Here is a 13,298-nt window from a genome sequence, read left to right as displayed (position 1 = left end):
CCGGATCGATCTTTTGTTAGTTTGTATTGACGCAAATCACCCGTTCTATACATCATCCGGCCCAGGCTTGCTCTCGCCAGAAGCCAGCCAGCCGTTCTTCCTGCCCTGAGGGCAAGCGGCGGAAATCGCTGCTTCTTCCCCGCTACGAAGGATGACTCACTTGACGCGAAATGGTATAATAAGGCGACCCTCGAAACATAACACGGTTTGGAAGGATGGACCCAAGTGAACGAATTGGTGAAGCAACTGAATGCGACCATCAAACAAGAAAATGCCTACGTATTTTCGATGCTGTCGGGGCTCGGCCAGGCGATTTACTTCCCGAAGGAAGGCATCCTGAGCCAGTCGGCCGAAGCGAAGGCGAAAGCGAACAAGTTTAACGCCACCATCGGTACCGCGCTCGAAAAAGGAAAGCCGATGTATTTGAAATCGATTCAGGATACGCTTGGCGCGTATGACCCGAACGATATTTATCCGTACGCGCCGCCGGAAGGCAAGCCGGCCCTCCGTAAAGCATGGCGCGACAAAATGCTGGTCGAAAACCCTTCCATGCAAGGAAAAACATACAGTAATCCGATCGTCACGAACGCGCTTACCCACGGTCTCAGCATCGTCGCCGACTTGTTCGCGGACGAAGGCGACGCCGTCATTTTCCCGGACAAAAACTGGGAAAACTATGAGCTCTGTTTCGGCGTCCGACGCGGCGCCCGCATCGTCAATTTCCCGCTGTACGACGATCGGAACCGGTTCAACTCGGCCGGTCTTCGCGAAGCGGTGCTCGCACAGAAGGAGAAGGGCAAAGCGATCGTCATCCTGAACTTCCCGAACAACCCGACCGGCTACACGCCGGACGCCGAGGAAGGCCGGGAAATCGTCGCCGCGCTGCAAGAAGCCGCCGAAGCGGGCATCAACATCGTGGCCGTTACCGACGACGCCTACTTCAGCCTGTTCTTCGAGGATTCGCTGCACGAGTCGCTGTTCGGCCAATTGGCGGGCCTCCATCCGCGCATCCTGCCGGTGAAGGTCGACGGCGCGACGAAGGAAGAGTTCGTCTGGGGCTTCCGCGTCGGCTTCATTACGTTCGCTTCGCCGAGCGAGCCGCTGCTTGCCGCGCTGGAGCAAAAGACGACCGGCATCATCCGCGCGACGATATCGAGCGGTCCGCATCCTTCGCAAACGTTCGTCCTGCGCGCGCTGCAGTCGCCGGAATTCGAAGCGCAGCGTCTCGAGAAATTCGACATTATGAAATCCCGCGCCAACCGGACGAAGGAGCTGCTGGACAGCGGCAAATTCGATTCCGCCTGGACCTATTATCCGTTTAATTCCGGCTACTTCATGTGCCTGAAGCTGAAAAACGTCGACGCCGAGACGCTTCGCGTCCATCTGCTCGATCAGTACGGCATCGGCACGATCGCGCTCGGACCGACCGACCTGCGCGTCGCCTTTTCCTGCATCGAGGCCGAGCATCTGGAAGAGCTGTTCGACTCGATTTATAAGGGCGTCCAAGACCTGGAGAAAGCTTCGGCGAAATAAGCCAAACCATACAACGAAGAGGCAGTGCCCGAACTTTGATAAAAAGTTCGGCACTGCCTCTTTTTGGGCTCGAGACGCATCGGTCCGCTTAAAGTTTAAGTGATCGAAGCTTCATAAATGGAACGAATCGACCGGGCCAACATCGCATCGAACTGCTCGTCGGATTGCTGGGCGGTCAACCCTTCGGCCAAAGCGCGCGAAAAGCTGGCGATCAGGCCGTGATGGCGGGCCAGCCTTTCGTTGGCTTCGCTTTGATCGTAGCCGCCCGACAAGGCGACGACCCGGACGACGCGCGGATCGCTCATCAAATCGCGGTAAAAATCGTCTTCGGTCGGAATGGACAGCTTCAGCATAACAGGGACGTTCCGGTCGAGGGCCGACAACTGATTGATCAGTTCCTCCTTCAACCGTTGCTCCGATTCCTGTTTATCCTTGCTGTAAATATCGACCTCCGGCTCGATAATCGGCACGAGTCCCATCGATGCGATACGTTTGCCGGTCTCGAACTGCTGCTCTACCACTTTGCGGATGCCTGCCGGATTCGCTTCTTTAATGACCGAACGCATTTTGGTTCCAAATATATGCTTGTCCACCGCCCGCTTCAACAGATCGTCCAGCCCGGACATCGGCTTCATGAGCTGAACCCCGTCTTCCAGTTCGGCCAGCCCTTCGTCGATCTTCAGAAAAGGCACGATGCCTTTTCGCTCCCACAAATAATCGGCGGTGAAGCGATCGTCGATTTTGCGGTTCATCGTGTTTTCAAACAGGATGGCGCCCAAAATAAAGTCAACGTGAAAAGCCGGGCTTTTAATAATACGCGTTCTCATGGCATGCACCAGTTCGAACATCGCTTCGTCGCCCGAATAGCTATCCTCCTGAATGCCGTACTGCCGCAGCGCCTTGGGCGTGCTCCCGCCGCTTTGGTCCAATGCGGCGATAAACCCTTTACCGTTCCGCATACGCTCCAATTGTTCTGGATTCAACCGTCTAGCTCCTTCCTTTTCGTGGAATGGACAGTCTCTAAACCCGACACCGGGCGAATGGAACCCGGCGGATTTCCTTTATTGTACACCAAAACGAATCGCTGAAAAAAAAGAGATTCCCTTCATGAAAGGGAACCTCTTTTTCACTGGCTGTACCGGCTTATTACCAGTTGACCTTGATCTTGTTCACGACTCGATTCGTCCCGCTCACCGTAATGCTGCGGCCGTTGATCAGCGACATCCGGTCGCCGTTTTCGATCGTATAGTTTGCCGCCACCTCAAACGTTTGGAGGATCGGCTGATCGTTTGTATTTGCCGCCGTGTTGACGTAAATTTTCGTAATTTTCTCGTCGCTGCCGATATCGTAGGAGTACACCCGGCCGTTAAGCGTGAAATCGACATTCGGGTTCGTCGTTGTCGACGTCACTTCTACGTAAATCGCCACGTTATTGACCAGCTTGACGCGGACGACATCGCCCGGCACCAATGCGCCAAGCGCCACGCGGACGCCGCCGCGATAGACGAAGGCATTCGGATCGACCGTAACCGGAACCGTCTTGCCGTTTTGGGTAATCGTCAATACGTTGTTGTTCGGGTACGCCGTTACCGTGCCGCTGGCCAGGTTCTGCTCCTGACCCGGAAGCTGATCGCCGACGCGGTCCAGCAGAGCGGCGAGCTGCGCGCGCGTTACCGGCTCGTTCGGACGGAATGTGTTGTCCTCGAAGCCGTCGATCAGCTTGTGGTCGAGCGCCACCTTCACATAACCGACAGAGCCTGCCGGGATTTGACCCGCATCCTTAAACGGCAGCTTCGCGTTCATGTTCGCTTTCACTTCCGCATCGTATTGCTTCGTCGACTTCACAAGCAGCGTCGTAGCCCACAAACGGTCTGCCGGCTTATCCGGCTGAACCGAGCTTTCCGTTTCGAAGAACAAGTCGTTTTCCAGCGCGACCGCAACGTAACCGACCGCCCAATCCGGAATTTTGTCGGCATCCTTGAAGTTCAGCTTCGTGTTCATTTCCTGCTGCGCTTGTGCTTCCAGTCCCATATTTCTTACGGCTGCGACAATCGCCTGGATGCGGGTTACTTTTTCACGCGGACGGAACGTGCCGTCCTCGAAGCCCTGGAATACCTGCTTGCCGGACAAGCTGGCGATATATTTAACAGCCCATTCGACGTCGGTGCCCTTCAAATCGCTAAAGTTGAAGAAGAAATTCACGTCGCCTTTATTCTCGAATTTAATATTCGTTCCTTTGTTCGATCCGTTATTGTTACCATTGTTATTCCAGTTTTGGGAGCTGGATTTATTATTGGATTTGTCGTCGTCCCGGTCTTTTCCCTTATCCGCGAAAGCAGAGCCTGCGCCTCCAACGAGCATAGCTACCGTCATCGTTGTCAACACGCAAGTTTTGAATACTTTTTTCATCCTTCAGCTCTCCCTATTGTTCTAATTTGGTATGTAGTTGGCTTTTTTTGATGACTTTCGAACTCGGAGGCGCCCGTTTATTGATCAGATAAACGGTTGTCGATGTAGACCTGACCCCGCCGCCCTTACCGAGTCCGGAACCTTCGCGAAGGAGTTCCCGGTACTGATAAATCCATTCGCCCTCGCAAAATCGTTTGTGGGGGTAAGCCGAAAAATGTTAGACTGGGTAGTGAGCAAACGGCAACCGAAAGGAGTTCATGCATGCGCATCAAACGCAAGACGGCAATAACCGCCGCAGTTGTACTAATCGTCCTTCTTTTTGCAGGCTGGGCGGTATACGCCATTAACGGCGGCAGCGGGAAAATGGCAAATCCGGACGAGCCCCCGGTACAAGAGCAGGCCGTAAAACCGGATTCGAGCAAAACGCCGACCGTAGACCCGGCCGCAAAACCGACCCCGCCGCCAGAAAAGCCTATTCCGACGGAACAAGTCGACGTCGTCCTGTTCGGCTCGGAGATGGAGGGCATGTATTTGGCCCGCGCGGCCGCGGACGAGGGCTTGAAGGTGAAGGTGCTCGACCCCCGGGATCAAGTCGGCGGGCAGCTAATAGAAGGCGAAATGCTGTTTCTGGACGAAACGAAGGACGATCAGGGGCGATCGCTCGTGCAGGGCCGGATCAAAACGCTGTTCGACGGCTTCAAAAGCGCGAAAATCCGCAAGAAGGACGAATACGTCCGCTACTTTGACGAGCTGCGCAAAGACATACCGCTGGAACCGGGCATTACGATCACTTCGGTCAAAACGAATCCGCCGGCAGCCGGCTCCCCGGACTCTACTGTCGCTTCCGTGGACTACAAGACAAAGGACGGCACAGTCAAACGGATCGAAGCCAGCTATTGGGTTGAAAACACGGATTACGCCGCCTTCGCCTCGAAGCTTGACGTGAAACGCCTGCCCGGTCTGGAAGCGTTCTACGGCCATCCGGACAAAATCGAATATATGAGCGCAGGCATGATGATCAACATCAAAAACGTGGACTGGAAGACGTTCCAAACTCATTTCAATGGCTTGACCGACGCGGAGCGTAACAAAAAATACGGCGGCGGCTACGTGAACGAAAGCTTCGCCATCGGACTGAGCGGCATGACGAGCGCCTACAAGCCGACGAACGACCGCGTCTTTTTGCGCGGCTTGAACGCGGTTAACCAGCGCGACGGCGAAGTGTCGATCAACGCGTTTCTGATCTACACCGTAGACCCGTCCGATCCGAAGTCGGTGGCGGAAGCGATCGAGCTGGGCAAGAAAGAAATCCCGCTGATCGTGAACCATTTCCGCAAATCGATCGTGGGCTGGGAGAAGGCGGAAGTGAGCAGCTTCCCCGACTATTTATACATACGGGAGTACAACCATTACGAGACGGAGTACGTGCTGAAGCCGTCGGACATGCTCGGCGCAAACATGTTCTGGGATAATGTGAGCATCGCCGGCTATCCGCTGGACCTTCAGGGCACGAGCCTTAACAAATGGGGCATCGAGATGGGGCGGCCGGACAAGTACGGCATGCCGCTGCGCAGCTTCCTGCTGAAGCGTTACTCCAACGTCATCATGGCCGGCAAAAATGTGGGAGCGTCCGCCATCGCCTACGGCAGCGCCCGCATTCAGCCGAATACGGGACTCGCCGCCGAATCGATCGGCGTAATCTTGGGGCAGATTCAAGGCAAGAAAAAGCTGAAGGAGCTGACCGAGGCAGATATGCCGGCGCTTCATCAATATTTGGAGACAAAGTACAAAATCAAGCTGACCGGGGTCAAAGGCACGAACAAGCTGACCGGCTGGACGGCGGACGAGCTGAGCAAGCTCGATACCGGGGAAATCGTATATGCGCAATATGCAAGCAAGCGGAAACCCGCCGCGAAATAGGACGTATTGGTACAAAAAAACGGCTAAGCGAAACATCGTTCGCTTGGCCGTTTTCGCTTTTTTATCCGTCCCCGTCCTTATTCCTCTCTAAGTGAATGAATCCCACCATCTGCCGTCACTTCGTAAAGCGGGGACTCCCCCATCCAGCCGCCCGTGAAAAGAAGCTTATCTCCGGCAAAAAACAAACGGACCGCGCGCACGCCTTCGATCACCCTAGTAGGATCGCTGCCGTCGATACGGATTTTTTCAATATTGGCCGCTCCCGCGATGCCGAACGCTCCTTTCACGTAGTACAGCCAGCCGTCATAATAATGCAGCGATTCGAAATTGACCGCGTTTTCGCGATCCAGCTCAAAGTTCCGAAGAGTAATGCTAGGGTCTCCCCCCTCCAAACTCATTTTGCGCAATTGATTGTTTTCGCCGTAATACAACCAGCCGTCCACAATAACAAAGGAATTGAAATTTGCGCTTACGAGCGGCGTCAGCTGCGAGCCGTCCTTGCGAATTTTGTTCAAAACAGCGGGATGCTCCCCGTCGCCGGGCTGCATGAAATAAATCCAGTCCTTCAGAACATGGATCGAATGATCGACAGCGCCTCTGTTCGAATCGGTTGCGTTCCCTTGGTACAGGGACGTCTCGCCGTTTCCGTCCGTTTTAATCTTTTTAATGCCCAGCGTTGTATAAAAGTTTGTATGCTGCTGTTGTCTGGTTAATTCCTGGTCTACATAATAGATCCAATCCCCATCGACGGTAATTCGGCTCGCCGGCGCATCGGATATTTTCGTCCGTTCCGTACCGTCCGTACGCACCTTGTATATGCCTTGCTGCACATTTGCTCCTTTATCTCTCGACGTATAATAAACCCAATCGCCGACGACATGGATCGATTCGGCGTTATCGTCCGTCAGCTTCGTCTTGCCGCTTCCGTCCAACTTCATTTTATACAGGTAGTTGTGTCCGTAACTATTATTCGGATTGTAATACATCCAATCCCCTGCCACTGCAAGCTGCCCGCTGCTATTCAGATTAAAGTTGTCGCTTTCGGTAGCCGGCTGCGAACCGCCCTCTTGCTGCGCCGTAACGACGCGGAAGCCATTAACAGGGTCCCAGGACGTCTCCCAGCCGAACTCGTCATGGGTAAAACGCCACGTCATCGGAAAATAGGTGATATTTCGAAACAGCAGCAGCGGATAAGGCTCCTTATTATTGTCGATCGACTTTCCGTTTACTCGAACGGGAAATTCGGCGAACCTGGCAGCTTCACCGGATATGACGTTCGGCTCAGGCTTTAATGCTTGTGTCCATGCCTCAGATTGCGCCTGCTTATCGATGGCGAGGCCCGTTTGCTCATTCCATGAGGTGGCCAGTCCGAGCGCCTGAGCGTATTCCCACGTCATCGGGAAATAAGTAATGCCCTTATATACAAGCAGCGGATACAAGCTATGGACATTATCGACCGGGGTACCGTTCAGAAACACGGGAAATGCCGGCAGCGCCGCCTCCGCCCGCTCCGGAACGGCCGCGAAGCCAGGAACGCTACCAAGCAGCAGCAGCGGAACCGCCATTACGGCAGCTAGTACGGATCGTCTCATTGGATAAACTCCTTTTAGAGGATACATGTTTTCTTTACATTCGTTAGACGAAAAGAGGTCCGGAATGTTGCATACAAAAGGAAGAAAAACCAATCGCCGTGCCCGCATGAATGAACCTGCCGTAACAATACGAAAGGGACCACCTCAGTGGCCCCTTCTGTATTATATACCTTGACGCTGCTCTTGCAGCACCCGATTCGTCCGTTCCTCGATGCGGCGGCAAACATCCTCCGCCGTATCCATATTGGCCCACAGCGTATGAAGCTCTTCGAGCGCGATCGTATTGTCCTCGTTCGTCACGCCCAGTTCCCGGTGCGAGTAGCTATGGTTAACCGCGTCAATGAACGTATTGTAATGCTCCGGATGAATATCCGGGTCAAGCAACGAGTTGTCCTGGGCGACCGACTTCAGCGCCGGAATCGTACAGCCCGCCCGCTTCAGCAGCGTTTGCGCTTCCTCGCCCACGAAGAAGTCGATGAAGCTTTGCGCCACCTTGATCTTGTCGGAATATTTGTTGATCGACAAAGCGCCGCACAGCAGCAGCGTAGCCTTCTCGCGTTTTTTCGGCACCGGCAGCACGTCCCAGCGCAGATCCAGGCCGCGGAACTCGTTCATGAAGTAATAGGTCGATAAAATCATCGCGCAGCGCTTCCGTTTGAAAATATGCTCGGCCAAGTAGCTGCTGGAATGCGAATAAATCGGCGACACCTGATGCTTGTACATCAAATCGCTGCAAAATTGCAGCGCTTCGACATTGCGTTCATTGCCGAAGACGGAACGGGTTCCGTCCTCCGATTTGAACCGTCCGCCGTTCTGCAGCAAGATCGCCGGCCAGCGGTTCATCGAAGAGGAGAAGCAGAAGCCGTACTGATCGATCATGCCGTCCTCGTTCGGAGCTGCGGTGCAAGCTCTCGCGACTCGCAGCAGATCGTCCCACGTCCGGATCGGATCGTCGCTGCTAATCCCCGCTTCATCGAACATCGTCTTGTTGTAACAAATGACGATCGGCGAGAAATGGATCGGAACTGCCAGAAGCGTTCCGTCCAGCGTAAAAATATCGAACAGCTTCCCGTAGCTCGTGTCGGGAGTCAGCTTCGACGGCGTATACGGCTCGATCAAGTTCAGCTTGTCCGTTTCCATAAAATGACGGAAGAAGGCGTCGGACATGAAGAACAGATCCGGTCCCGAGCCTTGCTCGATCAACCCAACAAGTTCCTGTACGTACGACGACAAAATGTCCAGCTCGACCTTCACGTAGGGGTGGCTCGCCTCATAGTGCTCGATAATCGTCTTCAGCACTTCCTGCTCGTACGATCCCGAAAACCACGCGAGCTTGATCGTCTGCCGGGCGATCTGCTCGGCCGGCGGCTTGACCCGATTGCCTTTGCCGGCAATTTTCTCGATCAGGCCTTCGTCCACGAGCTGCGCAAGCACCTTGCGCACGGACACGCGGCTGATTTTGTACTTCTCGCTTAGCGTATTTTCAGGCAAAATAAATTCGCCCGGCTTTAGGCTGCCGCTCAATATTTCATTTTTCAACTCGGTCAAAAAATGATTGTAACGCTCTTGAAAGAGGTTTCGTCTTCGCAGCAAAGTATTTCGCTCCAATACAAGTCTATTATTCCTATTTTATCGTACATGACATCGTTTGTAAATTGTTCGACAAGATTTGCCAAGATGGCTACACGTAGTTAAGTCCGGCCGTATACGGGAACGGGATCGGGAACAACGTCCGAAGCGAATCTGGCGTTTCGCCGCCGGCCGCTTCCTCCGCCCCGCCCCGGTCGAACACCAGCTTGACGAACGAATCGCAGCTGAGCTCCAGAACGCGGCCATCCGCCTCCACGATATAAGTATCCGGTCCGGCCATGTCGAATCGCAGCTTGCCGTAAGCGCCGCTATAGACCGAATTCAAGTACGGCGCAAGCTGCTTCAGCAGCATCCGCGAGTCGATGACGGCGGCCGTTCCGCTAAGCTTGCCTTCCGAAGAGGCGCAGCCCGCCTGCCGCAGCGTCTCGGCGAACGCGGCTTCCTGCCGCGGAACTACGGCGCGAATCGATTCCACTCCGCCTTCCGTTGCTCCGTGCGCGATCAGCGCGGCGGCCAGCGCCGGATCGCCGGCCCACTCGATCAGCGCCGGGCTTCCCTTCGGCTTGACGGCGCCGGGAACGGATATAACGGCAAACGCCTCGGCCTGTCCGTCCCGCTCGGCCACCCATACGCGGTGGTCCAGCTTGCCGTTGCTGGCCGTCGGCGCGGCGTGAATGAGCGAAGCGATGTCCCAGACGCTCATCTCGTATCGCACTTCCCGCTTCTCCGCGAGCCGCTTCAGCCGGAACCAGTCCGTCTCCGCCATCGGGCGAAGCTTGGCCCCGGCCAGCTGTGCCTCCCCGGTCAGCTTGTCCGCCGCCTGGCGGTCGATTACGAACGAGGTCGCATCGCCGAAAACGCGGCAGCCAAATCGCAAATAAAGGGAGCGGCTTCCGGAGACGAGAATGACGGGAGCTTCGGCTTTTAGCGCGTGCTCCCGGATTCGGTCCAAGATAATGCTGATGTAGCCTTTGCCGCGGTAATCCGGGTGCGTGCACACAGCGCCGATCGAATACACGTTCAGCTCGGCTTCGCCGATGCGGATCACCGCCGGGACAAAACCGACGAACGAAACGATGTCTCCGTCCACAAACACACCGTACGATTGCGACAGACTTGGCGAAAACGCATTCGGATAGGCGTCCCCCATCGATTTGTGATCGGCATCGCGAAATACGAGATCGGCCAGCTTCGCCGCCGCAGCATGTTCTTCCGGCCGGACCAGACGAATGTCCTCCATAAAGACGTCACTCCATTACATATGTAGTATTATTTTCTATATTTCTTTACTATAAACGATACCGTTCGAAACGCATAGGCGCAAAAAACGCTTTACGTTTACTTTCCGGGCGGCAGGTGCGCCGGAATCGGCCGTCTATTCGACGGGTGCACCGTATTATATAATGAATAGCAAATCTGCAGGAGGAGGCCGGTGAGCGGATGCCCGATTGCTTTAGCGCCGATTGGTCGCTTGAAATTAAGGACCACATATACTGGAGAAGCAAAGAGCAATTCATGCTCGACGAGGATACGTACGACTATTACACCTTGTTTGCCGTAGAGGACGGGAGTTTTCGCTACGAGATCGGGAGCCACCAAGGAGAAGCAAAATTCGGGGATCTTGTCTTATGTCCGCCCGGGGTTGCATTCAAAAGGAAAACGATACAGCCGCTTTCCTTCCATTACGTTACGTTTGTGTGGGTTATTAGCCAGCCGGCGGAGGTGACAACGTTTCCGGAAGGAAAAATAACGATTGCCGATACGGCGCGGTTAACTTCGACGTACCGGTATATGCGCCATTGCATAAATCGACGGGATTCGAAACACTATATCAAAGATATATGGCATCAGCATGCGAGGGAGCTGGGCATGCACAAGAGAACCGAGCCCCGACAGACGGAATCTACACTTCTCAACCAGGCGCTGTGCCATATTCATGAAAACGTTTACGAGTATTTGAATCTGGGGGAGCTGGCCGCCAAGCTGGACTTAACCCCCGTTCAGCTAACCCGCCAATTCCGTTCGGCATTCGGCCAAACACCGTCGGAATACATAACGGAACTACGCCTTCGCAGAGTATGCAGGCTGCTCGAGGATACGTCGCTGAACCTTGATCAGATCGCCGGGCAATGCGGGTACGAGAACGGGTATTATTTGAGCCGGGTTTTCACTCGTAAAAAAGCCGTTACTCCGTCGCAATACCGAAAAGCCCATCAAGTGTGATGGGCTTTCGGTATGCCGCGGGGCGGTCTCGAATACCGCTCTTCTCGCGCTTACTTTCCTCTTTCCGCCTCGACCATCTTGTTGATTTCTTCCTCGGCTTGCGCAAGCGCTGTATTCACATCGACCGTACCCGCGACATATTGATTGAACTTCGTACCTACAATCGCTTCGGCCTTGCTGCGGTATTTCGATGCGATCGGGTATTTTACCGGGCGGCTCTTGAAAATACCTTGCACATTTTTCCCTTTCAAGGCGTCTCTGCCCGCTCCGAAAGCAAGCTTGAACTGCGGATCTTTCAGCGGCGTGACCCTGCCTTGCTTCGCACTCGCCAGTTGTACCTCATCCGATGTAGCCGTCTCGATCACTTGCAAAGCTTGTTCCTTATATTTGCTCGTTTTCGTAATCAACATCACATTGACGCTGGCATTGCCGTAGGTGTTCGGTTTTTCGGGGTAGCTCGGATATTGAACGACATCCCAATTCAGCCCGTCCTTCGCTGCTATTTCCAGGTCGCTAATGATGTTCAAATTCCCGTACATGGCCACCGTTTTATCGGTCAGGAACCCTTTCCTCGGATCGCTTTTATTTTCGTTTCCAGGTATCGCGTAAATAGACTTCATTAGCTCGAACACTTTTTTCCATGTATCCGTATTGATCGTGGCTTTATCGGTTTTGTAATCGATCGCCGGAATGCCCAGCGGCTGCGATGCCCATATAATACTGCCGGGATCGAGCCCGCGATATTGCGTTCCGCCATCCGTGCGGGTCACTTTTTTGGCAAGATCGATAACCTGCTGCCAGCTCATCCCATCTGTCGGGTAAGGGGTGCCGAACTTGTCGAAAATATCTTTGTTATAATAAAGAGCATGGTACGATACGATAATCGGCAGTGCAAAAATCTCGTCTTTCGTGGAGGCGATTTTGGCATCCTCCAAGATGTAGGGCTCGAACCGGTTCAAGTTATAGTCATACCGCTTGATGAGCGGCGTCATGTCGTAAAGAAGGTCAAGCTCGTTGTAAGAAGCCACATTGCCATTGTACGAAATAATAATATCGGGCGTTTCCCCGGCCGCGATTTGTTCCTTGAGTGTAGTGCCTTTACCCGGTTTGATGTAGTCCAACGTAATATTCGGATGTTTCTTCTTTAAAACTTCTTGAACGATCTCGATAAACTCGTCGTCAACACCTGCGTTGTCCAGGGCTGCCCTTATTTTTACCGGCGCGTCGCTGATCGTCGGAACGCCCTTGTCCTCCCCTATCTTTGACCCGGCCTCATTTTCCCCTTTGCCGCAGCCTGCCAGCAAGACAGAAGCGATTAACATGAAAGAAAGCGGTATCCCAATTCTGTTTTTCATTTCCGTTCCCCCCGAAATAGGATGAAGATGCTGCTTGTTTTTCACGATGATCCGGATCATCATGTTCATCATAATGTAAGCGGCATCACGAAATGAATGCATCAGGTTTCAAATAAGGATGCACTTTTTTTCAGTTTGCGACGTTTGCGGGTCCGCCGCCATATCGCCAAACCGCCGAACAAATACAGAAGTCCGCTTGTATAAAATAAGGCGTCAATGCTCAGCCAGTCGATCAAGCTGCCTCCGGCAATAACGGCGAACCCCGAAGAGACCGACGTCCAGAAGTGAAACGAGCCGATCGCGGGTCCGCGGGAGCCGCCGCTCGTATAGTCGGCAAGCAACATCCGCTCGCTCATCTTCTGCATCGCATTGCATACGCCCATCCAAAGCTGGAGCAGAAGCACCCACACATACGATGGCGCCCACGGGAAAGCGAACATAGCCGCGCACATCCCCAGTGAGCTGGCCGCCAGCATCGCGGAGCTGTAACGATCGAGCCGGGGAGCCAGCCACTGGGAAGCGGCCGCCGAGCTGATGGTAAAGACGGCGAACGCCAGTCCGTATTTGGAGTAACTGTTGCCCAAGTTTTTCAGAAACAGCAGGTAATAGGGATAGATCATCCCGGCCGCAAGCGTCATCACGCTCTGCGAGCGGATCAGCCATTTGACGTCCACTA

10 protein-coding genes are annotated in these 13,298 nt (G+C 54.1%); 3 read left to right on the top strand and 7 right to left on the bottom strand.

Annotated elements, in window-relative coordinates; all coding sequences use genetic code 11:
• Window positions 1–225: 225 nt before the first annotated feature.
• A complete protein-coding gene (locus tag D7M11_RS09170) occupies window positions 226–1,533 on the top strand; it encodes an aminotransferase class I/II-fold pyridoxal phosphate-dependent enzyme (RefSeq protein WP_120746903.1) in 1,308 nt (435 codons plus the stop codon).
• Between the two features lie 95 nt (window positions 1,534–1,628).
• On the opposite strand, the gene D7M11_RS09165 is transcribed toward D7M11_RS09170, so the two are convergent.
• Both D7M11_RS09165 and D7M11_RS09160 read right to left on the bottom strand, forming a co-directional pair.
• Window positions 1,629–2,516 (bottom strand): fructose bisphosphate aldolase, encoded by an 888-nt coding sequence (locus tag D7M11_RS09165; protein WP_120746902.1) that lies wholly within the window; start codon window positions 2,514–2,516, stop codon window positions 1,629–1,631.
• Window positions 2,517–2,679: 163 nt separating this feature from the next.
• Window positions 2,680–3,942 (bottom strand): S-layer homology domain-containing protein, encoded by a 1,263-nt coding sequence (locus D7M11_RS09160; protein WP_120746901.1) that lies wholly within the window; start codon window positions 3,940–3,942, stop codon window positions 2,680–2,682.
• A 261-nt stretch (window positions 3,943–4,203) separates the two neighbouring features.
• Between D7M11_RS09160 and D7M11_RS09155 the strand changes: the two genes are divergently transcribed.
• Window positions 4,204–5,862, top strand: a complete 1,659-nt coding sequence (locus D7M11_RS09155) for an FAD-dependent oxidoreductase (protein WP_120746900.1) — start codon at window positions 4,204–4,206, stop codon at window positions 5,860–5,862.
• Between the two features lie 77 nt (window positions 5,863–5,939).
• Here D7M11_RS09155 and D7M11_RS09150 read toward each other — a convergent pair whose 3' ends face one another.
• The 3 genes from D7M11_RS09150 to D7M11_RS09140 all read right to left on the bottom strand — a co-directional run bounded on the left by D7M11_RS09150 (window position 5,940) and on the right by D7M11_RS09140 (window position 10,284).
• Complete coding sequence (locus D7M11_RS09150; RefSeq protein ID WP_158606525.1) at window positions 5,940–7,454, bottom strand: DUF5050 domain-containing protein; 1,515 nt, start codon at window positions 7,452–7,454, stop codon at window positions 5,940–5,942.
• Window positions 7,455–7,616: 162 nt separating this feature from the next.
• A complete protein-coding gene (locus D7M11_RS09145) occupies window positions 7,617–9,002 on the bottom strand; it encodes an extracellular solute-binding protein (protein ID WP_240041018.1) in 1,386 nt (461 codons plus the stop codon).
• 133 nt (window positions 9,003–9,135) lie between these two features.
• Window positions 9,136–10,284 carry a GNAT family N-acetyltransferase gene (locus tag D7M11_RS09140; protein ID WP_120746897.1) on the bottom strand — a complete coding sequence of 383 codons (1,149 nt, stop codon included), beginning with the start codon at window positions 10,282–10,284 and terminating at the stop codon, window positions 9,136–9,138.
• 200 nt (window positions 10,285–10,484) lie between these two features.
• Between D7M11_RS09140 and D7M11_RS09135 the strand changes: the two genes are divergently transcribed.
• Window positions 10,485–11,267, top strand: coding sequence for an AraC family transcriptional regulator (locus tag D7M11_RS09135; RefSeq protein WP_120746896.1), 783 nt, complete (start codon window positions 10,485–10,487; stop codon window positions 11,265–11,267).
• Between the two features lie 50 nt (window positions 11,268–11,317).
• Here the strand turns inward: D7M11_RS09135 and D7M11_RS09130 are convergent, their stop codons facing one another.
• Both D7M11_RS09130 and D7M11_RS09125 read right to left on the bottom strand, forming a co-directional pair.
• Window positions 11,318–12,622 carry an ABC transporter substrate-binding protein gene (locus D7M11_RS09130; RefSeq protein ID WP_158606524.1) on the bottom strand — a complete coding sequence of 435 codons (1,305 nt, stop codon included), beginning with the start codon at window positions 12,620–12,622 and terminating at the stop codon, window positions 11,318–11,320.
• Window positions 12,623–12,723: 101 nt separating this feature from the next.
• Complete coding sequence (locus D7M11_RS09125) at window positions 12,724–13,296, bottom strand: MFS transporter (protein WP_120746894.1); 573 nt, start codon at window positions 13,294–13,296, stop codon at window positions 12,724–12,726.
• Window positions 13,297–13,298 lie beyond the last annotated feature (2 nt).

Origin of the sequence: Paenibacillus ginsengarvi, from assembly GCF_003626695.1 — a bacterium.
In the GTDB taxonomy this organism is placed as follows: domain Bacteria; phylum Bacillota; class Bacilli; order Paenibacillales; family NBRC-103111; genus Paenibacillus_AB; species Paenibacillus_AB ginsengarvi.
The sequence above is the reverse complement of the archived record's forward strand: the minus strand, read 5'-3'. Positions and strand labels throughout refer to the sequence as shown.